Annotated in this window: 20 protein-coding genes; 13 read left to right on the top strand and 7 right to left on the bottom strand. The window is 47.1% G+C overall.

Annotation, left to right across the window (positions count from 1 at the left end):
- Both IKB43_03140 and IKB43_03135 read right to left on the bottom strand, forming a co-directional pair.
- Positions 1-1,494, bottom strand: a 1,494-nt coding sequence (locus IKB43_03140; protein ID MBR2469138.1) for a hypothetical protein, incomplete at its 3' end; no start/stop codon positions are given.
- 10 nt (positions 1,495-1,504) lie between these two features.
- Positions 1,505-2,341 carry a TIGR02147 family protein gene (locus IKB43_03135; protein ID MBR2469137.1) on the bottom strand — a complete coding sequence of 279 codons (837 nt, stop codon included), beginning with the start codon at positions 2,339-2,341 and terminating at the stop codon, positions 1,505-1,507.
- A gap of 213 nt (positions 2,342-2,554) precedes the next feature.
- On the opposite strand from IKB43_03135, the gene IKB43_03130 reads away from it, so the two are divergent.
- From IKB43_03130 to IKB43_03105, 6 genes are all read left to right on the top strand, one after another.
- Entirely contained in the window at positions 2,555-3,655 is a 1,101-nt protein-coding gene (locus IKB43_03130) for a hypothetical protein (protein MBR2469136.1), read from the top strand.
- Positions 3,656-3,811: 156 nt separating this feature from the next.
- Complete coding sequence (locus tag IKB43_03125) at positions 3,812-5,455, top strand: fibro-slime domain-containing protein (GenBank protein ID MBR2469135.1); 1,644 nt, start codon at positions 3,812-3,814, stop codon at positions 5,453-5,455.
- A 19-nt stretch (positions 5,456-5,474) separates the two neighbouring features.
- The gene (locus IKB43_03120) at positions 5,475-7,382 is read left to right on the top strand and encodes a hypothetical protein (protein ID MBR2469134.1); all 1,908 of its coding nucleotides are present in this window, start codon (positions 5,475-5,477) and stop codon (positions 7,380-7,382) included.
- 101 nt (positions 7,383-7,483) lie between these two features.
- Positions 7,484-8,326 carry an EamA family transporter gene (locus IKB43_03115; GenBank protein ID MBR2469133.1) on the top strand — a complete coding sequence of 281 codons (843 nt, stop codon included), beginning with the start codon at positions 7,484-7,486 and terminating at the stop codon, positions 8,324-8,326.
- 70 nt (positions 8,327-8,396) lie between these two features.
- Positions 8,397-11,183 carry a CotH kinase family protein gene (locus IKB43_03110; GenBank protein MBR2469132.1) on the top strand — a complete coding sequence of 929 codons (2,787 nt, stop codon included), beginning with the start codon at positions 8,397-8,399 and terminating at the stop codon, positions 11,181-11,183.
- A gap of 66 nt (positions 11,184-11,249) precedes the next feature.
- Positions 11,250-12,620, top strand: coding sequence for a nucleotide sugar dehydrogenase (locus IKB43_03105; protein ID MBR2469131.1), 1,371 nt, complete (start codon positions 11,250-11,252; stop codon positions 12,618-12,620).
- Positions 12,621-12,676: 56 nt separating this feature from the next.
- Here IKB43_03105 and IKB43_03100 read toward each other — a convergent pair whose 3' ends face one another.
- The gene (locus tag IKB43_03100) at positions 12,677-13,723 is read right to left on the bottom strand and encodes an acyltransferase (protein MBR2469130.1); all 1,047 of its coding nucleotides are present in this window, start codon (positions 13,721-13,723) and stop codon (positions 12,677-12,679) included.
- Between the two features lie 183 nt (positions 13,724-13,906).
- Here IKB43_03100 and IKB43_03095 point away from each other — a divergent pair, with 183 nt between their 5' ends.
- From IKB43_03095 to IKB43_03065, 7 genes are read left to right on the top strand one after another with little or no spacing between them, the layout of a single operon-like run.
- Positions 13,907-15,205 (top strand): hypothetical protein, encoded by a 1,299-nt coding sequence (locus IKB43_03095; protein MBR2469129.1) that lies wholly within the window; start codon positions 13,907-13,909, stop codon positions 15,203-15,205.
- A gap of 8 nt (positions 15,206-15,213) precedes the next feature.
- Positions 15,214-16,119, top strand: a complete 906-nt coding sequence (locus IKB43_03090; GenBank protein ID MBR2469128.1) for a glycosyltransferase — start codon at positions 15,214-15,216, stop codon at positions 16,117-16,119.
- Positions 16,119-16,943, top strand: coding sequence for a glycosyl transferase (locus IKB43_03085; GenBank protein MBR2469127.1), 825 nt, complete (start codon positions 16,119-16,121; stop codon positions 16,941-16,943). The genes IKB43_03090 and IKB43_03085 overlap by 1 nt, the downstream gene beginning before the upstream one ends.
- A 7-nt stretch (positions 16,944-16,950) precedes the next feature.
- A complete protein-coding gene (locus IKB43_03080; protein ID MBR2469126.1) occupies positions 16,951-18,141 on the top strand; it encodes a CDP-glycerol glycerophosphotransferase family protein in 1,191 nt (396 codons plus the stop codon).
- An 8-nt stretch (positions 18,142-18,149) separates the two neighbouring features.
- Complete coding sequence (locus IKB43_03075) at positions 18,150-18,878, top strand: 2-C-methyl-D-erythritol 4-phosphate cytidylyltransferase (protein MBR2469125.1); 729 nt, start codon at positions 18,150-18,152, stop codon at positions 18,876-18,878.
- 10 nt (positions 18,879-18,888) lie between these two features.
- Positions 18,889-19,959, top strand: a complete 1,071-nt coding sequence (locus tag IKB43_03070) for an NAD-dependent epimerase/dehydratase family protein (protein MBR2469124.1) — start codon at positions 18,889-18,891, stop codon at positions 19,957-19,959.
- The gene (locus tag IKB43_03065; GenBank protein MBR2469123.1) at positions 19,956-20,789 is read left to right on the top strand and encodes a glycosyltransferase family 2 protein; all 834 of its coding nucleotides are present in this window, start codon (positions 19,956-19,958) and stop codon (positions 20,787-20,789) included. The genes IKB43_03070 and IKB43_03065 overlap by 4 nt, the downstream gene beginning before the upstream one ends.
- Here IKB43_03065 and IKB43_03060 read toward each other — a convergent pair.
- Genes IKB43_03060 through IKB43_03045 form a run of 4 tightly spaced genes read right to left on the bottom strand, consistent with a single transcriptional unit; the run spans position 20,760 to position 25,719 of the window.
- Positions 20,760-21,821: an acyltransferase family protein gene (locus IKB43_03060; GenBank protein MBR2469122.1), complete on the bottom strand. Its 1,062-nt coding sequence runs from the start codon at positions 21,819-21,821 to the stop codon at positions 20,760-20,762. The genes IKB43_03065 and IKB43_03060 overlap by 30 nt on opposite strands.
- A complete protein-coding gene (locus tag IKB43_03055) occupies positions 21,818-23,107 on the bottom strand; it encodes a CDP-glycerol glycerophosphotransferase family protein (GenBank protein ID MBR2469121.1) in 1,290 nt (429 codons plus the stop codon). The genes IKB43_03060 and IKB43_03055 overlap by 4 nt, the downstream gene beginning before the upstream one ends.
- Positions 23,094-24,554 (bottom strand): lipopolysaccharide biosynthesis protein, encoded by a 1,461-nt coding sequence (locus IKB43_03050; protein ID MBR2469120.1) that lies wholly within the window; start codon positions 24,552-24,554, stop codon positions 23,094-23,096. The genes IKB43_03055 and IKB43_03050 overlap by 14 nt, the downstream gene beginning before the upstream one ends.
- A complete protein-coding gene (locus IKB43_03045; GenBank protein MBR2469119.1) occupies positions 24,544-25,719 on the bottom strand; it encodes a hypothetical protein in 1,176 nt (391 codons plus the stop codon). Before IKB43_03045 ends, IKB43_03050 begins: the two co-directional genes overlap by 11 nt.

Raw genomic sequence — 25,719 nt, 5'->3', positions numbered from 1 at the left:
GGGTGCTGTGAAATGGAAGGTTCCGGCATTTCTCAGGCCTTCGGAGATGGTCATCTCGTTTACTTTCCATCCGTTCCTGAAATCGAGGAACTTGATGTTTGCGGCCTTGATTTCACCCCCGGTGCTTTTCAGGATTTGGTACCAGTAGTTTGTCCCGGAAGTCAGTTGCAGTCGGATGGTTCTGGAAAGGGAATATTGCAGGCAGATGCCCTCGTAATCGCTGACATCGGTCTCCCTCACGGAATTGTCCAAGTCGAAGCCGAAACCGACGAAAGGATAGGGCGAAGGCTGGTTTCCGCTCCCTACGCTTACCCAGTTCCCATAGAAAACCTTGAACGATATTTCCATATTGTCAATGCCGTACTTTACGCTGATTTCGGAGTTTCCGCCATTGTCCTTGTCGTCGAAACTGATCCATCCTCCGAATCCTTCTTCCAAATCGTAGATTCCGTCCTCATCTCCGTCAAAGACCAGCGGACGGATTTTGTCCTTGTAGGCAGGGACCCAGAGTACCCCCTTTTCCAACTGTACGGTCCTTTTGCCTTCTCCAGGTAGCAGGATTTTTTTCCAGTTGTTGTCTGTGCAGATAAAATCCCTGCCGTCGTTCACGCTTAGTTTGTTCGATACCCTTGCCGTGTCTCCATTATTCTTTGTGGTGCAGTCTGGCAACTTGTAGACTTTCCACCAGTAACGGTTGACATATTTCTCGAAATCGGGCAGGTCGTCGCCCAGTTTCCACGCAAGAATGTTCCTGCGGATTTTGGACAGGTTGGCGCCTTCTGCCCAGTCGGCGATTTCGGCCTCTATGGAATTGTTGGCCCATTCTCCGTCCAGGGCGATTGCGCCCGATATTTCCTGTAGTTCCTGTGTCAGTTTTGCCGCATTCAAATCCCTTTGCAATAGGACTGAAATCGCCAGCAGGACTCCGTTACTTTCGCCATTTTCCAATATATTCATCTCTTCAGAACCGCTGAAATTGCCTGTTATGTAGAAGGATGAGAGGACATTTCCCTTGGCGGTTTTCTTGGCCTCCTCGAAGGGAATGCCCTTGTTCAACAGGGAGAATACGCATTCGTATTCCAGGTGGGTCAGCAGGTTGATGTTCACGGAATCGCGCCCGCTCAAATCCGATATGGCATAGAGCGATATCGGTCCTTCGGAAAGTTCTCCCGTGATTTCGTTTCGGTAGTAGCCGTTCGCCACCAGGGAAGCGTACTGCGATGGAGTGCTTATTTTCTGGAACGAGAATTCTCCGTTGTCTGAAAGTATCTTCCCGCTAAAACTCATGCCGGTCTGCGCGAAGTTCTCGTTTAGACTGTATAGCGAAATGCTGGAACCCTTTATGAACGGCCCCTTCTGGGACACCCCTACAATGTCCTTGTCCACAAGCGCCACGATTCCGTGGTCCTCGGTGCCGCCCGAAACCTTCGGGTCGGAAGAACAGCCCGCAAGGCAAACCAGCCCTATACCAATAGCCATCAACCAGAATTTCATAAACCGCTCCTCACTCCTCATTCCTGCAATCCAGATCCTCTGTCAACGGAAACAACTGAAAGTTCACCCTGTAAATGCGGCTTTCGTTGTGGTCCTTCCGCACGATGTCCATGATGTTCTTTCTACAGACGGCAATCTGGTGCGCAACCTTCTTGTATGCCTCTTTTGAAAGGCTCATGGTGATGCCCGATATGTCGCGCTCCTTCACGGGTAGGCCGTCGATGGCTTCCATGGCGAATGCCGCCATTTCGCGCTGGATGTTGGTTGCTACAAGGGGGACGATTTCGTAACTCCCCATGGAAATCACCTTGTCCGTCTGGCGGTAGCGTCCCTTGCTGTCCATGACCAGCAAGTGCTTCTTTTCCAGGAATTGGAGCGACTTGCGGATTTCCGCCGCCGATATTTGCGGTCGGAGCGCGTGGGCCATGGCTAGGGGGGCGGCCCCGGGCATCATGGGGGCGAGTTCGCGCAGCACGGGGTTCTTCCAGGAGTTGAAGTAGGTGAAATAGTCACTCCCCAGGATTTTCACTTTGTGCTCCCTTGAAATTTCCAGGAGTTTTCGGTAGGCGTTCGACTTTTCCTTGCGGCCCCTGGCGTTCCCGAACTCCACCAGCAGGCAGAAGAACTGCGCCTGGACCTTGTTCAGTTTCATGGAAAGGGCTACGCGTGGTGCGGCATCCTTGCTCAGGTTGTACTTGCCGTCGCTTACCTGCTTGAGGTAGACTGGGTTCTTGAAGCATGCGGCACAGGCGAAGTTCCGCCAGGTGAAACCGCAAGAAGCCTTTTGTTCTTGGTAGTAGTCAACGATGAATTTGCGATAGTCAATGTAGTCGTAAATTCGGGGCATATCTGAAATATATAAAAAAGAGCGCATTTAGCAATACAAAATATTTCAATAAAACTTGTTTTTATGCGTTACATAAAGGAAATGTGTTTTGTATTGTAGAGTGTATTGTAAAATTTGAAGTAAAATGAACAATACGGTTGGTGTGCGCGAGTGCAGTGGTCCGCGGTGGTTTATATTATGGCATGTGTATATTCAAAATGGGAGAATCTAGACATGAAAAGGAGTTTCTTGAAGAACACATCGAGGCTTGCCGTATGTGCGGCTGTGGCCATATCGGGAAGCCTGAGCCTTTCCGCCTGCCAAGACGGGGCGGATGGCGCACAGGGCGTTGCAGGAGTGCAAGGCGAACAGGGCGAACCCGGCGAAAGCTGCACGGCAAAGAAGTTGAAGGATGGTTCCGGCTACGAGCTGAAATGCGGCGGCGAAACCGTCGGCACAGTTTTGAATGGTGAAAACGGTGAACCTGGAGAACCGGGCGAGCCAGGAACCCCTGGAGAACCAGGAACGAGTTGCACCGTGGCCGATACCTCCTATGCCGACGAGAACGATGTGGAGCGCATGGGGTACAAGCTCCTCTGTGCGGACACCCTCAAGGGCGTGGTGTGGAACGGAGTTGACGGCAACCCGGGTGAGCCAGGCAAGGATGGCGATGTCAACACGGCCCTGACGCTGGAATACTACAACAAGCTGCTCCTGGGCCAGAAAGGGACTGGCATAAGCTGGAGGCCAAGTAACGGGTGTTCCGCCCAAGTCGGAAGTGGTACAGATTACTGGTACTATTTCAATGATGGGGCGGACGGTCGTACGTCAGGGGAAAGTTATATAAAGATTGGGGCCAATGTTTACAAGGAACAATCCTCTGATAACACGACGTGGTGTAGTGGCGATGAAATAGGTGGAGAAATTTCGGTAGGGTCGCTGTGGCAGCATTCCCCTGGTGAGTATTGGGCCGGATTTGCCCAAATTGGCTTTAGTGGCGAAAATCCTTGGCCAACAGACAAGATGCTCGGAATTTGTCTACAGTACCAGAGCGACTTTGACACGGTCCAGGTGCGAATCCAATATGCAGACGATGGGAATAATAGCTGGGGCCGTCCCCTGTACAAGTTGCCCGCCAGCACCAAGAAGAAGGTGGTGAACCTGCCCTGGGCGATTTTCGATGACTTTACCGGTTTCGGCAATGCCAGGGTCGATGTCGCTGAGGCCATCAAGCAAATGATCGGCGTGCAGTTCGCTATCGAAAACCTGACGGAAAGTGCCGTTACGGGCGATTTCTTCATCTATAAGCTGGGCGCTTACGGCACATGCGACTAGAGGGCGGTCCAGGCGTATTGTGAAAGTTTATTTTCCCGTATTGTGGGGTGCACAACCGGCCAAAACGGAACTAAATTTAAGATTGTGCTCTTTTGGGCACTTGATTTTGTTTTTTTTTGTTTACATTTGACGGTTGATGGAAAATCGGAGGTCTTAATGTTGGGAAATTTGCCGTTGCATGGACGAAAGCCTCTTTTGCCGCTTGTTTTCGGCATTCTCCTTGTGTCCTGTTCGTCGGACGATTCGTCCGCAACGGGCTCGGAACTGGAAAGTTTCGCCTCTTTTGACGACCTGCCCAACTGCACCGCGAAGCGGGAGGGCGAAAAGGCGAACGTGGAGGACGAGGGGGTGGCGTATGTCTGTACCGATGGCCGCTGGACCGAGATGGCCGCAGTCTATGCCTCCGAAGACGACCTGCCCAACTGTTCCGGCAAGCGAAGTGGCGAAAAGGCTTACGTGGAATCCACCACCAGCACCTGGACCTGCGCCGACGGCTTCTGGAGCGAGGATCCCGACGGTTCCCCGCTGGTAATTGACGTGGTTTACCGCGATTTCAATTCGGGCCACAGCGACTTTGAGAATTTTTCGGAAGAGTACATGGAGCACTCCTCTGCGATTCTGAAGGGCGGCTATGTGGGCTACGACGTGGCGTGGGCCGCCGACGAGGACTACCACCTGACCTGCGGGAACCAGGTCTCCACTACTGGGGTGGCCCTGGGTGCGGATGGGCTTCCCAAGAAGATAGACCCCTTCTTGCCCGACTATCTGCAGGACGTGTCTACGCAGGAGGTGCTGAAATACGGGGGCTGCCTCTCCGATTCCACGTCAAAGGCCGAAAGGCGCGGGTTCCTGAACGCCACCAGCACCACTGCCCCGATTTGCGAGGAGAAACTTGTCAACTGGGACAATCCTGTCTATGTGACGCCTGGCATGGTGAAAAGTTTCCTGAAGTTCGACGCGGGCAAGGACGGCAAGATTGACATGCTTGACGGCGTGCATGTCCGCAAGGCGGCCGACCTGTGCGACAACAAGAATTTCGACCAGTGGTTTGCCGATGTGGAGGGTGTGAACCTGCGGGTGAATTCGACTCTGGAACTGGCCTACGATGGTGACAGCTATGTCTTCAGCCGGACTTGGAACAACGACGGGTTCTTCCCGCTGGATGCCATAGACCCGGCGACATTGGAGCGGACGGGGGACGCCCCCTGCAATGCAGAAATCCAGCCGAACGGCAAGTGCGAGACCTTTGGCCCCCAGAGCTTTTCTACGTATTGCCCGCCTTACGCCTACAAGTGGGCTTCAACCCAGTATGATTTTATGGGCGCAAGCACTGCCGGGCTCTGTAGCCAATGGCTGGAAAGGGGCGGGCCTAGGGCAACCAAGGCGGCGGTCTCCCTGACGAAGAAATGGCCTGCTGACGAAAACGGGGTGAACTTTGCGGCGGTTCACCTGCGGAACTACCACTATTCCATGATGGGACATTTGCCTTTCACGTACAACGCCAAGAAGGGCGGATATCTTGATTTTGCCAGTAGCGAGGATATCTGGGTGTATGTGGATGGGGTGCTGGTCTCGGATTTGGGCGGTACCCATATTCCTGCTCCGGGAAGGGTCGATATGGCCCTTCTGGCACAAAATAACCACGGCTGTCATGCCGACGAACCGCTCTCGGCTTACGAGAATTGCAATGGGGCGGGTGATGGGGGCTGGGCCGACGGGTCAACCCACCATATCCATATTTTCAAGATGTCCAGGAACACCAACGGTGCCGATTTCTACATCCGCACGAACCTGAAATAGAGTCTTTTAAGGAGCGAACATGAAGGGAACCGTATTTTCTATGATGGCTGCATCTGCCCTGATGCTTGCCGCCTGCAATGATGATGGCGCATCGGCTCGCAAGCCCGAGACGGCTGCTGCGGTTGATACGTTCGACGACCTGCCCAACTGTAGCAAGAATCGCGAAGGGGAAACGGTGGATGTAACCGATGACGGTTTGACATACGCATGCCAGGGTGGAAAGTGGGTCGAGTACGAAAAACCCGTACAGTCATACGCTAGCGAAGATGACCTGCCCAGTTGCGGCAAGAAGAACGATGGCGAGAACGCTGTGGTGGGCCAGGCACTCTTTGTCTGCGCCGATAGAAAATGGTCCGAAGTTGCCACCATCTACAAGACCGAAGACGACCTGCCCAACTGCACCGCGAAGCGGGAGGGAGATGCCGCTTTCGTAGAAGAAATGGGTAAAATTCAGGTCTGTACCGATGGCGAATGGAGAGGATCGGGTGCCGAAGCCTCTGATACGGGGAGCTCATCGCCCGCCAAGGACAAGCCGAAATCCAGCAGCAGTACCTTCACCTGGGACGAGGATGCGGGCAGTTCTTCGTCTGCCAAGAATGATTCAAAATCCAGCAGCAGCGCAAAGGCCAAGCAGGTCACATTCGAGGAGGGCGTCCTCTGGAAGCCAAGCTATGGCAAGCGTGTGCGGGGGTTCAGCAGCGATGCCGATGAATACACCTTCCTTGATGATTCCACCACAAACGACTGGTGGCGTACAGGCACAGACGCAGACAATTTGGGAAAATCGACGGCGTCCATAACTATTGGCTCCGAATATGCGACAATCAAGACAACGCTTGTCTATGGGGACTGGATGAAGGGCGAAAATGGCATGAATATTGCAAGCCCGGAACCCTACGCCATGGCAGCCTTCAACCTTGCCCCGAAAGGTTATGCCGATATTAGCAAGCAAGAAGGCATGTGCGTTGTTTATTCGTCACAGCATGACTTCAGACTGGAGTTTGTCTCCAAAGGTTCGTCGTCGAATACGTATGACTACTGGGATGTTTGGGTGCCGGGAAGTTCCAGCAAGCGGACCGCGAACCTGAAATTCAGTAACCTGCCTGCAACCTGGTGGCAGACGAATTCCACGACGCTTTCCAAGGCACTGACCCAGATAGCTTCTATGCAAATTGAGTCTCCGTATAGGAACACCGTCCATTGCTTTGAAGCGAATCCGAGCAAGTGTAAGGAACAGACTTTTACAAACAACATAAGGATTTACATGATTGGTGAATACGGCAAGTGCCCCAAGAACAACGATGTGGAGCTGGGTGTCAAGGCGGTTGAATTCGAGGATGGTGTGATGTGGAAACCCTCCTATGGGAAAAAGGCACGCACCTATTTTGGCGATGTGGACGAGTACAGCTTCTATACGGATGACCCCTCTGGATGGTGGTACACCTATACCGATTCCGCCAGCGGCGGCGAATCTGTTGCCCAAATTTCGTACCAGGCGAATTACCTGCAGGCAAAACTCACCAATGTGGATGCCGACATGGGCTGGGCTGATGCCGCCTTTGGTTTTGAGTTGACGTATGGGTGTACGGATAAAGGCTTTGTTGATTTGACCACCAGTTTCGGGAAGGGCATCTGTCTGGAATATTCCTCCGGGTATGATTTTGACTTCAAGATACATTCCAATGTAATTTCAGACCAGTTCTGGTACCTAATTCCCGCAAGTGCAACCAAGAGCGTGATAAACATTGATTTTAAGAATGACATTCATGATTACGATTGGCAAGAGAATGAGGGAACTATAAACAATATGCTGATGAAGGCGTCTTCGTTCCAGTTCGAGTTCGCTCCACGCCATGTCGATGGTTACGAATACAAGACTAACACGGTCAAGTTGTATAAAATCGGCAAGTATGGCTCCTGTGGCTAGGGCCTGATTTGCCGTACCTCCCCTAATCTCGCCATTCTCGCGAATGCGAGAATCTGTTGTATATCTTGCAGGGCCGTATTTTTGTATATTTTTCATGGCTCATGCTTTTCTTGCTCCTAACAATCGGTCCGGCGTTTCTCTTTGCCTGCGGGAACATCCTGGAAAAGTCCGGGGTTTCTGCCGTGGGCAAGCGTACTGGCGGTACTTCTAAACCTTGGGAGTTTTTCAAGGGCGTTGTCACCAACAAGTTCTGGTGGCTGGGCATCTGCTGTTCCGGCCTTGCTACGCTGGGCTACTACATCGCCATGGCGCAGTACGACCTGAGCCAGGTTCAGCCCATGATGGTCCTGAATCCGGTGCTTACCGCCCTGATGGGCTTTTGCATTTTGAAAGAGGCCCTGACAAAGCGCATCGTGGTGGCCATCTGCTTTGTGGTGGCGGGCCTCTTGTATTCCGTGGAAAACCTGGGCGAATCTACGGCCCTGCAGAACATCCCCATGTTATGGGCCTATGCCGGTGGGCTTTGTGCGGTTACACTGTTTGCCCATTTGTTCGTGAAGGATCGGGAAATGGTGGATTCCCTCATTATGGGTGTGGGCTTCGGGCTTTCGGCGGCCTTCTACAAGAGCCTGGCTATGGATTTCGATTTGGACCACATTGAACTTTCGTCGGTGGCGAACCTGTTGCTGGACTTTAGGACTCTCGGCTACTTTGCGACTTACGGGATTGCCTTCCTTTATTCCCAGATTTCCTTCTCCCGCGGGCGGGCGCTGTTCATTATTCCCTTCAGTGCCGCCGTAGGGGCGGCAGTTCCCACGCTGGCGGGGGCCCTGGTGTTCTCCGAGGCGTTCCCCATGGGCAAGGCCATTTCAGTGACCTTGGTGCTTATCGGTGCTTGCCTGTTTATTGTCCGCAGGCCCAGACGCAAAAAATCCGCAGGTTAGTGGATGTTTTTTGTGGGCGTCCGCTTTTCTTGTGCCGCTTTGCTTTTTTTTTTCGTGTATATTTAATCCTATGGGATGGAAAAACTATTCGGTCTTGTTCTTTGCCCTGTGGCTTGTTGCCTGTTCCTCGGATGATGGAACCGTTACCATCGTTGAATGTCTGGATTGCGAAAGTGAAAATCCGGACAACATTTTCCGGGGTCCTGTCGTCTTTTCTGAAGTGGACCCCGTCAACTTGGTTTATAAGGACCACGAAGGCGACGATGCGGGTTGGATAGAGCTTTTTAACCCGACAGACAGCGTCGTAGATTTGTCGGGAATGGTTTTGACTGATTCCAGAGACAACCCGAAAAAATGGACTTTCGGAAACGTGACCATACCGCCCTGGGGCCTGATGCTGGTGTTCATGTCGGGCAAGAACCTTCCGGATTACGTAGCTCCTCACGATTCAATCAATTTGGTCGGTAACGGTTGCTGGGTCTGGACAGACTCTCAAAACACGTCCGTCAAGGGGGAAAGTTCGGTCCAGTATTTGAACGGCTCTCATCCTTGTTTTAATGAATCGGGTATTCGTAAGTTCGGTGGCGTAATGCACTTTGGTGAAAATACGGAACTGGGCTGGCATTCCATCTCTTTCTTTGTGGGAATCGGAGATAGGGGGAATTCTGCAGATGCGAAAGATTTGAGTGGAACCAACGAAATCTTGTTGACAGGTTATATCGAAAAAGACCGAAAGCTTCAATTGCGCCTCGCCCAAACAGATTTGGATGATTGGAAGGGCTGGGCCAAGGTCCTTACGGGAACTGGGGATTCGTCTTACACATACCGCATTACCCTTCCTACGGGTTCAACGCTTCCCGATTTAGCTCATATCTACGGCACGAGGTTTAGCCCGGACGATCAGGAACTGCGCTCGACGGCTTTCAAGGTAAACTCCTATATCGCAAGAAACCGCGGTCATGAACCCCATGCGAATTTCAAACTGAAAAAATCAGGCGGTTCTCTTTTCTTGATGAAACCGGACGGAACACTTGTGGATTCCGTCACCTATCCGGAACTGCCTCTTGGAAAGAGTTGGAGCTATTCTTATACCGACAATTACATTGACAAAGATGGCAACAAGGTATTCACTGATGGTGAAGGCTGGGGCTATGGGTCGCCGTCGCCGTTCGCCTACGGCCAGAACGCCATTATGGCAAAACGCGAACCCAGTCCCGAAACAAAAGTGAATTTCCCGGCATCGGGATTCTACAATTCCGCCTTTACCATAGACCTTTCCAGCGTGCCGAATGTCCGCTGTGAAACGGGAGGCAATACGCCTACCGAAAGTAGCGCCCGCCTAGACAGCATCCGAATCATCAACACAACCGTCCTTCGTTGCGCGAACTTTGCTGCGAATAGCGTCGCCAGCGATGTGGTGACCCGCACATACGTATTCGAAACGCAACCCCAGACACCTGTAGTTTTCTTGACGGCCAATCCCAAGTCCCTGTTTGACCCCGATACGGGAATCTACATGGAAGGTCCCAACGCCCAGGCGAAGGACCCGCATTATGGAGCGAACTACTGGGAAGATAGGGAAATCCCCGTATTTGTGGAACTTCTGGAAAAGGGTGGCAAGTCGCCGGCTTTTGCAAAAAATGCCGGGTTCCAGATTTTCGGAAACTATAGCCGTGCCAATAAAAAGAAGTCGGTAGCCATCGTGTTCCGTGAAAAGTATGGCGATAAACGCCTGGAATACCCGCTATTCCCGGATTTTCCAAATCTCAAGAAGTTCAAGGTGTTCTTGTTGCGCAGCAACGGAAGTAATTTTGGGGGCGACTATATCCGTGACAGACTTTGCAGTTCTGTGACGGAAGGCATGGATGTGGATTATCAGCGTGGGCGTGGTGTGGTGGTTTATTACAATGGGGAATACTACGGCATACACAATATTCGGGAACGTTCTACGGAATACTATTTCGAGACCCACTACGGATTGAATCCCGACGAAATTGATTTGCTGAAGGCGGATAATTCAGCTACGGCAGGGTCACCTGCGGATTACGAAGCTTTAATGGATTGGCTGGCAACGAACCATCTAGATAATGATAAAAATTATGCTTATGTTGCCGACCAGATTGATGTGGATAATTTTATTAATTACATGCAGACGGAACTATTCATGAACAATCGCGACTGGCCGGCCAACAATCTGAAAAAATGGCGGGGAACGAACCCAAAGACCAAGTGGAAGTGGTTTATTTACGATATGGATTTTGGATTTGGCAATGAGTACAGCGAATTCAAGAACAACATTTTCGAATTTGCAACAGCCGAAGATGGACCCGATTGGCCAAACGGCCCTGCTTCTACCTTGTTGCTTCGTAGGCTTTTGGAAAACGAAAATTTCAAGACGGCATTTATCAACCGATTCCCTGTGCTTTTGGCCATGAACTTCGAAAAGTCAAGGCTCCTTGCTCGAATCAATGCTATGATGGGCGAAATCGAATCGGAAATTTCCAGGGATCAGCGGAGGTGGAATCTAAATGCCTCTTACATGAATGGTCAACTTAATAAAATAAAAACTTTCGCCGGAACCCGTCAAGACGTCATCTTGTCTGAAATGGCGGAATTTTTTGGACTAGGCGAAGTAATAAAAGTGACCTTTTCTGTCAGCGGGTCAGGAAAGATTTTGGTCCATAACCTACCTTTGGATAGGTCTTCGATGACCATCTCCTTCTTCAGGGGGATGCCGGTCACCATTACGGCCCAGGAGAACGGCGGAACCTTTACCGGCTGGAGTGACAAGGTTACGGAAAAGACCCGCACTATCATGCCCGAAGATGTGAACTCCCTGACGGCGAATTTTAAGTAATAGTAAGGGTGTCATGCCCGGCTTGACCGGGCATCTCCTTATCTTTTTTGCTAAATTCTTGGTACTATGAGTTTCAATACCAAGATTCTTTGTATTGGTGCGGGCTACGTCGGTGGCCCCACCATGACCGTTATCGCCGACAAGTGCCCCGATGTGAAGGTGACCGTGGTGGATATCAACCAGGCTCGTATCGATGCCTGGAATAGCGAAAACCTCCCGATTTTTGAACCCGGCCTGGACGACGTGGTAAAGCGTGCCCGTGGCCGCAATCTCTTCTTTAGCACCGACATTCCCGCAGCTATCAAGGAAGCGGACATTATCTTCGTGTCTGTGAACACTCCCACAAAGACATTTGGTCATGGCGCCGGAAAGGCATCTGACCTGCAGTACTGGGAAAAGACCGCCCGCAACATTTTGGAAATTGCCGACGAAGGCAAGATTATCGTGGAAAAGTCCACCCTGCCGGTTCGTACTGCTGCCGCTATGGAACGAATTTTGAACAGCAACGACAAGGGCCTGCACTTTGAGGTTCTGTCGAACCCCGAGTTCCTGGCCGAAGGAACCGCCATCAAGGACCTGTTTGAACCGGACCGTGTGCTTATCGGGTCCCACCAGACGGAATCGGGACTTGCCGCCTGCCAGAAACTGGTAGACGTGTATGCCCACTGGGTTCCCCGTGACCGAATCCTCACCACCAACCTCTGGAGTTCCGAACTGACCAAGCTTACCGCCAACGCCTTCTTGGCTCAGCGTATCAGTTCCATCAACTCCATCAGCGCCCTTTGCGAAAAGACCGGTGCCGATGTGGACGAGGTGGCTTTTGTGATGGGCAAGGACACCCGCATAGGCCCCAAGTTTCTCAAGGCCTCTATCGGTTTTGGCGGCAGTTGCTTCAAGAAGGATATATTGAACCTAGTGTACCTTTGCGGCTATTATGGTCTCCCTGAGGTGGCCGCCTACTGGGAATCCGTGGTTAAGATTAACGAATGGCAGACCCACCGCGTGGTGGACCGTATGCTGGAGACCATGTTCAATACCATCGCGGGCAAGAAGATTGCAGTGTTCGGTTTCGCCTTCAAGGCCAATACCGGTGACACCCGCGAAAGCCCGGCGAACCTGGTGGTTCGGGACCTGCTCAATGAACATGCGGTGCCGGTGGTGACCGACCCCAAGGCCATTCCCGACGCCAAGCGCGACCTGAAGGACGTGCTTGACCAGGTGACATTCGAAGAAGACCCCTACAAGGCTGCCGAAGGCGCTCATGCGGTGGTGGTCTGCACCGAATGGAAATGTTTTGCCGAACTGGACTGGAAACGTATCTACAGTTCTATGGCCAAGCCTGCTTTTGTGTTCGATGGTCGTAACATCTTGGATGCTGACGCTCTCCGTAAGATTGGTTTCGAGGTGTCCAGCATTGGTAAGGGGAAGGCGGAGTAATCTTTATCTGTAATGCATAATAAAAGCGCTTCTCTTGGGAGAAGCGCTTTGTGCATTTATTTGTTTTTTTGCGAGTTCCTTTCTTTTATGGCCTCGAATGCTAGGGGAATCAAGACGCATGAAAGGATGGAAATCAAAATGAAAAGGATTCCGCTGGCGATGTTGAGGTTTGTTATGGAACCGATGATTTTTTTTAAGTGGGACCCGCAGATTATAAAATAGAACATCTGGAACAAAAAAATCTCGTAGGAGTACTTGCCTGCCCTGATAATGAATTTGCTTAGATAATGCGTCTTCGCAATGGTGTAAAATTTGTTCAAAATAAAGATGAATAGGTAGGCTATATAGAAATAGCAGGGCCAGTGACAATAATGCCATTGGTAGTTTTTAAAGAAGAATGGCTCTAGGTTATAATTGAAAAAGACGAAAAAGATTGTAGCGGCCAAACTAAGCAAGGATAAAAGGAATGTCTTCCTATTGATAGAAAATCCCGTGGCTGCTGCAATATAGCCCAGATAGATCAAAAAGAAATATCGGAAGAAGGAACGACTGTAGAAGGGCCATTCCTGCGGATTGATGAGACAACAAAGGAATTCAAACAGTTGTGATACAAGGATAAAAAAAAGTGCGACTTTCCACGGTTTTCCCAATTTTTTGATTACTGGGGACAATAGCGGCAGAATTAGTGCGAACTGTAAATAAATCCACGGATAATATTCTCCCGGTCCGTACCCTTTGTCCAGGATCCTGTTGAGGTATATGGAAACGGATATGTTTTTGCTGAACAGAAATAAAAAAACGGCAATGGCCAACTGAGTGATAATGAATGGCCTGGCAATTCTGTTCCACAACTTTGTTATCTTGGGCAATCGGAAAATAAGGCCATGTTTATAAGCGTGGAAAACCTGGATTATCAAAAAAATGGGGACAGCGGTTCTTCCCCATAAATGGAACAGGGTGTATTTTTCTACTACCGAAGGAAGGCAGTGTGTTATAACGACTAAAACGATACAAACGCCTTTTAAAAAATCGATAAAAGGGTCGTAGCCGTTCTTTTCAAAAGAAAGTACCAGCGATGATGATTTTTCTTTTTGCGCAAGCATGTTTTATATCGTTATGACACTAATTTAAAAAAGATCCGGATTGTTTGTAAATGGAGTTTTTTCTAAATTATACGAAAGGAGGAACTCGGTTAAATACAGGTGATTTTTGTTGTGGCCCGACTGGCTATTGCGGTTGTTTTGTGGGTGGAAGTGAAGAGAGTGTCTTTTTAAGGAATAGTGCTTTTGGAAAACTTTCTAGTTAAGGTAATCAAAAATTATTACTGGCTGTTAGTTCTTATAGCTGCAAGCCTTGTTTTTGGTGCTAGGGACGTTTCCTCATTACTCATTGTTTTAGTCATTTTGGTTACGGCACTGTGCCTTTCCTCGATAAAATGGGAAAAGATAGACCTTTTGGTATTTCTTTTATTGCTATACAGCCTTAGTTCCTATTTCTTTGTTGAAAACACCTATCCCTTGCGTCTTTACTATCTTGGTGTCCGGTCGCAAATTATACCGATACTCTTTTACTACATGGCGCGCTCGGAAAAATTCAAGTCAGACGACTTTTTCGAGAATTTTAGGGCTCCGCTCTTTTTTGCCATGCTTTGCGGGGTGTATTTCTATTTCTTCCAGCCTGGATTTTATGTGGCTTATAAGGCGTCGGTCATTTGGAATGACTTTAATTCTGACATAAGTACACTTTCAGGGCATGTTTTGTATGAGTTGACCAGGTTTTCGTCCTTTTGGCCTCATTCCTATTTTATGGGCTATTCCTCACTGTTCTTGTTTATGTATTCATCAAAAAAGATAGTCGTTGACAATTACTACAATAAATTGGATTTGGCTTGTTTTGCACTTAGTTTTTTCTGCTTGTTCTTTGCCCAGCAACGTGTTTCGATTGCTTTCTGTTTAGCGTTCTTTTTGGCATTGACCGTTTATGCAACAATCAAGCGCTTGCCTTCTGTAAAACTATTGTATATCCTGTGGGGTTCGGCGATTGTTTTTTGCGTAGGCATTGTTTTTGTTGTGATGAACTATATGAGCGTGGATTTTGTTGAGTACGTGTTGAATAGGAGCCTGAACTATGAAGGGAACCTTGTTGGCGATAGAATCTCCCTTTTTGATAAATTTATTGAAAAACTGTCGCTTTTGGGTTCTGGATTGGGGTGCTATAGCCACGGGGCGATTGAGATGGGCTATCAGGGAATCCCCGATAGTGACTACGTGCGCGTTCCCGCTGAATTAGGTATGTTTGGTTTTGCGTCATTGCTCGGGGTGTGCTTTTATGCGCTGTTTTGTGGGGCTAAGATTTTCAAATATGCGTTTTTCGAAGTTTGTACATTGTGCTTTTGCTTTGTTGCCATGATTGGTGCGGCAGTTTGGGAATTGGGAACCCTGCAACCCTTCCTTTATTGGTTCTGTATAGGGCATATTATAAACAAGTTTGAACGTCGGGAAACGCTGGAGGAAGAGTATAAACGCCCTGCTGTTGAGAGTGATGATCAGGACGAAGATTCTACAGCAAAGGGGGCCGGCAAATGAACCCCTCCATAGATGCTTCTGTCATTGTAGTCAGTTTTAACACTTGTGATTTGTTGCGCGATTGCCTGCATTCGGTTTACGAACAGACCGAGGGCGTTTCATTTGAGGTGATTGTTTCTGACAATGGTTCCGCGGATGGCTCTGTGGAAATGGTGAAGCGTGAGTTTCCGCAGGCTGTTCTGGTGGAAAATCGCGCTAATCTTGGGTTTGGGACGGCGAATAATCGCGGATTGGATGTTGCCCGTGGGGAATTTGTTTTTTACTTGAATAGCGATACACTTTTGAAGAACAACGCCATTAAATGTTTTTTGGATTTCTGGAAGGACCACGAGTCAGAGAACCTTGGGGCGTTAGGGTGTAATCTTATTGATGCCGAGGGGCAATGGACGGAGTCGTACAATAGGTTCCCGCAGGGGCGCAAAATCTTTATGGCGGGCCTGCATCACGTGGCTGCCTTCTATGTGAAGAACATAATGAAATTATTGCGCCTGGACTTCTCGAAACTCCGGCCGATACCCCATTACGAGCGGGTTGTGGGAAATGTTGACTATGTTGTCGGAGCGGACCTGTTTGTAAGGAACACTCCGGACGCACGTTTTGACGAAAATTTCTTCTTGTATTACGAAGAAACAGATTTGCAGTGGCGTATGGCAAAAAAGGGGTTGAAACGCGCCATAATCGATGGACCTAGCGTTGTTCACTTGATACGCGGTGGTCGTGGCAGGCAAGACGACGTTGCCCGCTATGGTTCCTTTTCGATGATTCAGTCCGAAATATCAAAAGTTTATTACACGAAAAAGAACATTTCCCGCATTTTGCCATTTTTTTTGAAGTTGATGATTGCTGTGCAGTGGTTTTCTCCCTATATTTTTAGGTCTACCCGTAAACATTTCAAACGTTTGTGGAGCATATAGTGGCTATTCAGAAGAAGATTCATTATCTCTGGTTGTCTGACAAGAAGGACGAACGGGTGGAGAGGTGTATTCAGTCTTGGCGCGAATGCCTGGAGGGCTATGAGATAGTCGAATGGAACAAGGATAATTTCCCCTTTAACGACTTTTTATACGCCAGGGAAGCGTACTCCAAGCAGAAATGGGCTTTTGTTACGGATTATTTTCGCTTATGGGTTCTTGAGAAGTATGGCGGAATTTATCTGGATGCCGACGTGACTGTCTATGGGAATTTTGACAGGTTCCTGGACAACCAACTTTTTGTTGGGACGGAGTTTACTGACCAGGTGGCGGCGCATGTCATTGGCGCCAAACCGCATCATCCCTTTATTCAGAAGTGTCTTGAGTACTACAAGGATCGGCATTTTATTTTACCTGACGGCAGTTGCGACATGAATGCAATGCCTTGTATAATAACGAAAGTTTTTATGGAGATGTACCGATACAAGGGGGAATTGGTCAAGTTTGATGGCAGGCCCTTGAACTTTTCCGATATGACTATTTATCCGGACTCTTATTTTACCATCAACACCTTCGATGGAAATAATGTTTGTGTTCACAACGGTCTTGGAAGTTGGCGCGACGCCGGCTCTGAAAATCCGGTCTTGGAGAACGTTGTTGGGGCGTATTTCTGGAAACGGTTCTGTCGGAAAGAAATTTTCTCCTACGGCACTCTAAAAAAGTGGATTTATTTGTTGATGCCTGTTTGGCTGCTGGTCCTGTATTCCAAGCATAGCGCCAAAATAAAGAACAACAAACGGGTAAAGAGAATAAATTTCAGCCGCTGAAAGTGAAATGTTGAAAAAAGTATTGGAATGGCGAAAAATTTCGTTGCCCCTTGCGGCACTTGTTTTTCATGTCTTGAAGGTTCTTTCTATCCGTGACAGGAAACTGTGGGTTTTCGGGTGCTGGAAAGGAATGAAGTATGACGACAATTCCAAATTTCTATTTGAATATGTCAATAAGCATTACCCTGGAATCAGGTGCGTCTGGCTGACTCGAAAAAAATCCGTTGCGCAGAAGGTTCGTGAGTTGGGTTACGAAGCCTGCGTGAGCACATCGCTAAAAGGGGTGTGGACGTCTTTACGTTGTGGTGTCGCCATAATGACAAACGGACTTGATGATTTTGGCTTACTCCCCTTGGTGGGTGGTGCCAAAATTGTTTCTTTGTGGCATGGTGTAGGCGGATTCAAAAAAATCTACAATGAAAATTATCATGGCAAAAAACTCAAACTGAAAAAGACGCTGGATTGTTTTTTCAACTGGGTCTACAGAGACTATTCTCTGGCAACGTCGGAATATACCGCAGAACGTTCCATGGAACAGTTTGGTGTCAAGCGAGACAGCATTGTCATTACAGGACAGCCGCGCAACGACCTGTTCTTTTCGGATATGCAAAAGCAGGATTTGCTGTCGGATGTTGATGTCGCCGCGTTTTCTAAAGTGGTCCTTTACATGCCGACGTACCGTGTGAGTCCAAATATCCGCCGTGATATGGTCAAGGATATTCTTGAAGAATTGGTGGCTAGCCAGAAATTCAATGATTTCTTGGTGGCTCATAACATTCTCTTCTTGGTAAAACTTCACCCGCTCTCTTCGTTCAAGATAGACTCCTCCAATCCGCATTTCCGGGTACTTAGTGATAAAAACGTAAAATCGGTCCAGCATTTGCTTATGGCTGCCGACTGTCTTGTGACGGATTATTCCAGCTGTTGTGTTGATTATGCCCTGCTAAACCGGCCAATTGTGTTCTTTGTGCCCGACGAAGAGGACTACCTGTCGTATTCCTCGCTGAACGATGCATATGGTCGTGTCGTAAAAGAACGGGCAAAGACGGTGGATGATCTTATCGCTTTTCTTGAAACAGGAAACATGACGGCGACGAACCTGTTGAACGACCTTTTCGAAGACAAGTCCATTTCGGGCACTTGTTATAGCGAAAACATATTTCGGGCGATTTGCCATAAATGCTATATTGAACCGTAGAGGTTGATATGAAAAATATTGCATTGATATTTGCTGGCGGAACGGGAACGCGAATGAACAACAAGGCTCGTCCAAAGCAGTTTTTGGAACTGGATGGTCGGGCTATTATCATTCACACGTTGATGCATTTTGAAAATCATCCGAAAATAGATGCTATTTGCGTTGTTTGTTTGGAATCTTGGATTGATTATCTAAAGGACCTGCTGGCGCGTTTTTCGATTAAGAAGGTTCGCTGGATTGTGCCGGGAGGATCAACCGGCCAGGAATCGATATACAATGGCCTTAAGGCCATTCATGAAAGCGGCGAAACTGAACCGGGGAGCGTTGTTTTGGTTCATGACGGGGTGCGCCCGTTGATATCGGAGAAGGTTATTTCTGATAATATAGAGTGTGTTGACCGCTATGGCTCTGCCATAACGGTTGCACCCGCGATAGAAACCTTAATTACATCTAATGAGCAATTTGAGGTCCAAGAAATCTATAATCGCGACCGCTGCCATTTTGCACGTGCCCCGCAAAGTTTTCTGTTGGATGATTTGTTGAGTGCCCATGTTCGTGCCCGTTCAGAAAACATATTAAATATGATTGATTCGGCCTGCTTGATGAAACATTATGGATTTTCTTTGCAAATGGTCGAGGGCCCTTCTGAGAATATAAAGATTACTACGCCAATGGACTTCTTCTTGTTCAAGGCCATATACGAAGCGCAGCAGAATTCGCAGGTCTTTGGCTTGTAGGGGGGGGGTAATGGAAACTAAGGATCCCTTGATGCAAGAGGATTTGGAATATGTTGCAAATTCTCCGGTGGTTCCCTGGTCACAACTAGAAGGCTCGTCGATCCTTGTGACTGGAGCGACAGGGCTTTTGGGTTCCCATTTGGTAAGGGCCTTGGCATGCAGAAATCGCCTTTACGATTCGTCAATTAACATTTATGCGATGGTTCGTAATGGGGAAAAAGCACAGTCGATGTTTGGCGAATTGTTGCAATGTGGTAAAATCAGCTTGGTGGTCGGGGATATGTCGGGTGATTATCAGTTACCCGAAAAAATCGATTATGTGATTCATGCCGCAAGCGAGACGAGTTCAAAAGCGTTTGTGACGGTGCCTGTAGAAACAATTCATACGGCATTGTATGGTACCGATAAGTTGCTATCTCGTTTAAAGTCAATGAAGTTAAAAGGTATCCTGTACCTTTCATCGCTAGAGGTTTATGGAATGCCCTCGGAAGGAATTGTTGACATAGATGAATCCTATTCGGGATATATTGACCCGCTAAAAGTCCGTAGTTGCTATTCCGAAGGGAAACGGATGGCGGAATGTTTGTGCGCGTCTTACGCGTCAGAATATGGAATCCCTGTAAAAATTGCCCGACTGACGCAGACTTTTGGTACGGGGGTGGCCTACAATGATGGACGCGTGTTTGCCCAGTTTGCTCGTTGTGCCATAGAGGGTAAGGATATTGTTTTAAAAACCAAGGGAGAAACGCTGCGTAGTTATTGTTATGTGGCGGATGCAGTGATTGCCATGTTGGCAATCCTTTTGAAGGGTGTCGTCGGCGAAGCCTATAATGTGGCAAACCGAGAAACGGCAATAACAATTGCAGATATGGCTCAGTTTGTTTGTGACAATTTTTCAAATGGAAAAAGTCATGTTGTTTTTGATATCGCCGAAAATGCAGAAAAATTAGGCTACAACCCTGTTATGAAGATAAATCTGGATGTCCGTAAATTGAAGCAATTGGGCTGGAACCCCTCTTTTGACTTGTTTCAGATGTTTAAACGGACGATTGAAAGTATGAAAGGTGGTTCGCTGCAATGATTTCTGTTGTCATCCCGTCATACAATCGAGCCCCACTTTTAAAGCGGGCCATGGAAAGCGTGCTGAATCAGAGTTATTCTGATATAGAGTTGATTGTTGTTGATGACGGATCGACGGACGACACTGCACAGGTTGTAGGTAAATTCAAGGACTCTAGGGTTCGCTATGTTTATCAAAAAAATAGCGGCGCCTGCGTTGCTCGGAATCGTGGCGTAGACGAGGCTACCGGGGATTATATCGCTTTTCACGATAGCGACGACTTGTGGCATAGCAATAAGCTAGAACTGCAACTAGAGGCTTTAACCAAGCAAGGTGCCGATGTCTTGTTCTGCCGAATGAATCGCGTTGTGAGCGGTAAAAAAGTGGGCCTTGTGTCGGACTATTTTAAAAGCGGGTTCCTGCCCAAAAATGAACTGCCCATGTCTATTGGAACGCAAACGCTAATCGGCAAAAGCCTTGTGTTTAAACAGGAAAAGTTTGATCCGGAAATGACGAGATTCCAGGAATTTGAAATGTTGGTGCGTATCCAAAAGAGTTTTTCTATTTACTGTATGGATGACGCCTTGGTAGATTATCTTTTGCAAGATGATTCCATTTCAAAAAAACCAGAAAGGTATTTGCAGGCCTGGAATCTGATGCTGCAAAAGCACCCCGATTTTATGGTGACTTACGCGTCATCTCGAGATAGAGTCGCACGTGATATTTTGCGCAATGCCCTTTGTGTTTCCGATAGAAAAATGCGATGGAAAATGATTCGAATGGCGTTTAAATTCAAGACGTCGCTAAAAATGCTTGCACGTTTACTTTGTTGGTCGTATAAGCTTCGTTAAATCCCAATATTTAAACAGAAATCCCCATACAATCATTGCCACGAAACTCAAGGTGACAAAGACAACCGGATGGGCTTTTACAAATAATCCACCGTCCACGTTGTAAAGCACAATCATGATGATTCTCTGGTATATGTACAGCGGGAATAGGTGCGAACCTAGCCAAATCAAGATGTTGTTTTGAATTTTAACCTTCATGGTGAATAGCATTATAGTGAGTGCAAATGTAATGCTCGTTATGTTGAACTTTAGGCACATGAAATCATGATGGTCTAATTTGCATAAAACTGTTGAAATCAAGAACAGGGCAAAAAAAGGCCAAAAGTTTTTTTTGAAAAGAGGGATGAGTTTGTCTTGATGGAATGAAATCAGTGTTCCTGCGATGTAGGCAAACAAGGTGTTGTACCAAAAGGTTTCTTTATATTGGTATAATATGAAAAGTAGGATAAAGCATAAACCGATAGACATAACGAGGGCGTTATGGAAATTTTGTTTTTTTCTGTTCGTTAAGAAAAATGATAGCCACGTAATAAAATAGAGAAGGACTATCGCGAAGATATACCAATTACTGTTGCCAAGAGAGTCCCAGCCGGTAAAGGATAGGAGAGCCTGCGAGACTGTTATATCGGTGTTCAATAATAAGGCGGTTATAAGAAAGAATAATACAGCTATGTCAAAATTCAAAATGGTCGGAAGAATCCTTTTTAAGGGCATCCCCTTTATGTATGGGAATCCCTTCTTTTTTATGGATTCCATGATTCCGTATCCGGAATAAAACAGGAACATGACAACGATGAGTTGGTCAAGTTCTCGATCGACCAAGGTTAGAATTGTGTCGGGTGCGGAATTGAAGTCGTAGCCGCTTCTTCTTACGTATTGAAGAACGTGCCGGATAAAAACAAATACAATAAAAAAGCCTTTTATTGCATTACATTGGTCTTTTGACAAAAAGTCGTCATGAAAACTACCGGAAGTCGCCCGCTTCATTCCGTAAAAACATAACAGGATGATTCCGATGTAAAACAGAATCACGGAAATTTATCCTTTTTTTTAGGGCCGAAAAAGAAATTTTTTATCCGCTCGGTTGAATGGTTGTCTATGTGAGGAGCAAAAATTTGTTGAAGAACTTCTCTTTTTGCTTTGTATGGGTCATTGCCGTTTATTACGTCCTTGATGGCTTCGATTAGTTCGTTGATATTGTATGTCAAGTGGCCGGCGCAAATAGATTCTATGGGTTCTATGAAAAAACCTCTTGCCGCTCGGTAAGCATCAATATCGAAAAAATAATAGATGATAGGACGTCCGGTGTAAAGGAAATCGTAGGCGGTAGAGGTGTAATCCGATATGATGGCGTCCGATATGGATAAAATGGGATATAGGCTTGTATTGATTTTTTTGATTAAATCGTCAAAAAACAGGATGCATTTGCTGTTCTCTTTTTTTACGTTGGATACTTGTGCCGCTTGAATTGCGTGCGCCTTAGCAATAATTACCGTGCCGGATTCTTCCAAAAAGTTTTCTAAAGCATTGAGTTCATCGTTTGAAACGTTGCCCCAGATAGATCTTGTTTTTACCTGGTCAGGGGAATAAAACTCGCGTCCGGGATTTTCATAATCACGATGCGTTGGGACGTATGTTATTAAGTGATTTATTTTGAATCCGATCTGTTTTTCTATTTCGTTGCGAAGGTTGGTATTTTTGTTTAAAAGGACATCGTTTCGAGGAAAGCCAAGGGAAAGAAGATGTGGATAATAATGACCAATGTCAACAGCAATGAGTTTGGAAAAGATGTCCGAAATTGATAAATGGTAATCGTATTCCCTAAATTTTTTCTTTTGTTCCTTTAGGTATCTTTTGAATCCACCATGGTTTGTCCATCGATGAAATTCTTTTTTAAATGGACCAGCATAGTAATTTAAGCAAATAATAGTCTGTGAATGGACTCTATAGGGGAATGTAATGTAATCACAGTCTGTAAAAACTGTAGGGCATTTAATAAAAGCTTTTTTAAATGTGGAATAATCTTTTTCGTAAATGAATAGGATTTCTTTGTTTTGGATGGACTTGCTGTATTCGATATAAGATTGTAACTTGTCCTTGTGGTAATACACAACGTAAAGCCGATAACCATCAAATTGAATATCGCTTATGATGCTCTTTAAAAGGCATAATGTATTACTTGAATCTCCGTTAAAAATGTCGTAGTTGTCCGCAAGGCAATTTTGATGGGGGTAAAAGAGTATGGAATGGCTATCTTTTTTCGTTATAGAGTTGACAAATGTATCAAAAAGGGTATGTGCTTTTCTAAGAATTTTCATGATTTCCTCTTAGCATTTTTGTAGCAATCCTAACAACTTCTTGCATTTCTTGATCTTTGCGAAGCAAAAACCAGTAAATTGAAAAAGATATAGTTGCACCTAATAAAATCGTGACAATATGTGGATAATCTAGTAAAGTAATAAGATAGGCGGGAATGCATCCGGCGAGGCAACAACGTAAATAGGGGGAAAAGTCTTTGATTTGCTGTATATAGCCCAATTTAAAGAGCTTCCCGGTGTAGTAGGTGTTGATGAATACAGCAATTTGATTATACAGTAGTCTGGAAATGCATATTGCCAGGACGCCATGTGGAATAGCGACTACAAGCATTGCAATAGAGATGCTTTTTTTGATTATTTCGAGTTTCAAGAATAAATCCGATCGGCCTTTGACTTTTAGAAGATTTAGATTGATTGTACTTAGGTGGTCGAACATCCCTGAAAACGCGAAAATATGAAGAAAGATAATGGATTCTGCCCATTTGTCGGAAAGGCATAGGAGTACGATGGGCTTGGCGAGTGCACAGATTAACCCGGCTGATATAAAAATGACCAAAGAAGAAATTTTGATATATCGCCTGTACACTCTGATCAGATTATCGTCATCGTCTTGTATTCGAGAAAGAATTGGATAGGTGACGGTCCCAAGAACTCCGTTTACGGTGTTGTTAGGCAATTCGGCGAAGTGAAGCCCTCTTGTGTAGAAACCAAGGTCTTTTGCGGAATAGAATTTTCCTATAACAAATGTGGTTAAATTTACATAAAAAGTGTGAATTAAACTAGAGATTAAAAGTTTGCTTCCAAAAGAGCCTAAACTTTTGAATGAATTTTTACTAATCCAGGTTTTGGGGTACCATCTGCAGATGAAGCTTATAATTATAAGGTTGACGACTGCCGCAATGATTTGTTGGTAAACGAGTGCCCAAACTCCGAAGCCTAAGTATGCAAGGGAAACACCAGAACATCCAGAGATTAAGGTGGACGCTACATTTCTTTTGGCGAGAGACCGAAAGTCCAGTTTGATGTTGAGAATGGCGACTTGAACAGCAACAATTGCGTTGATGATTAAGATGACTGATTGAACCCTTAGAACATTTTTGATGATGGATATTCCAAAGAAATCAGCAATCCACGGCGCAGTGAAAAACAATATCGCGTATGCGATTATGGATACAGAGATGTTGAAGAAAAAAACAGTACTTAGGTCTTTTTCGGAAACGTCTTTTTTTCGGATGAGGGCCGCGTTGAATCCACTATCAATGATTGTTTGGGAGATGGTGAAAAAAATTGCAAGAATGCCTATTATCCCAAAATCAGCTGGGACTAGGAGCCTGGCCATAATGATGCCAAGGAAAAATTGAATTCCTTGGGTTGAAACACGCTCAATGAAGTTCCATTTAGAACTATTGATCGTCTGTTGTTTTATGGAGGCCATTTTATTTGACAAACGGCTCGATAATGTTCTTGATGATAAAGTCGGCCGTCTTCTCGATGTCTTCGAACGCGACGCGCTTCGGCAAATCGACGTTGAAAGCCTTCTTCACCTTCGCCACAAGTTCGTCGGTATAGACGAGCGTACCGTTTTCCACGTTTTCGATGCCGTCGCAGTAAATAGACTTGCGGTTTGCAGCACGCATGTCGTCCATGCCAAAGAGCGAAGTATCGAAAGAGACTTCCGCCTTCGCACCGTCAATGAGTACCGGGTAGCCCCCGATTTCGCCATCGACACCGGGCGCATGCACCTTGGTCACCGTCTTTTCGCGGAGAGCGGTCAAGATGGAATCAATTATGTTGAAATTGCTCGAAGCGTTCATCATGTTGCGCTTCTGATCTACAGGCATCGGGATGGAGCAGGCAGCAAGCACTTCGGCCTGGTCAAAAGGCAAGTCCTTTCCATCCTTCTTGAAATTCAAGAGCAGCGTCTGGCCTTCGGCGTGGCCTTCCTTGGAAATCACCACGTCGTGGAAATGGCTCACCGCAAGTGTCACATCGATATCGTTCAGGTTGTCGATGTTGTACTTTTTGGCCATGAAGAACTTCATGCGCGGAATCAGGTGGTTCAGGTTACCGCTACCGAAATCAAAGTAAGTCTTGCCCGCAGACTTGAGCCAGGGGATCACGGCATCGGAATACGAGGTATTGATGGTGACGGCGTTCGAGCCAGTCTTTTCGTAAGCGGCCATGATGTTCTTCGCGTAACGGATAGAAAGCGGAGACCAGATGCCGTAAGCGCGCAGGTTGCTCCACGAGATGCTCCCGTACTTGAGGCCCGAATACACGCGGCTGCTGTTCACGATAAAGTCGGGATTAGCCTTCTTGATGGTCGCGGCGATGCTGTCGACATCGTTCAGGTCGCAGTCGCCGAGAATTTCAATCTGGCTGCGCAGTTCGCGACGGATTGTCGCTGCCGTGCGGACGATGTTCACGTCCATCTGCATCTTGGCGGCATTGCGGCCTGCGACCACAATTTTCAGCTGCGGGTCACGGAGGCTCACCAAAAAGTCGAGCAGGAACGTACCGACGCTCCCGAGCCCGATAATCATGATCGTAATCGTCTCGTTCTTTTCGACCTTGGACTTGAGCAAGGCAATTTTCTTGTTCAGGATATCCAT

Origin of the sequence: Fibrobacter sp. (genome assembly GCA_017503015.1) — a bacterium.
Lineage (GTDB): Bacteria > Fibrobacterota > Fibrobacteria > Fibrobacterales > Fibrobacteraceae > Fibrobacter.
This window is presented reverse-complemented; position numbering and strand designations above follow the sequence as displayed.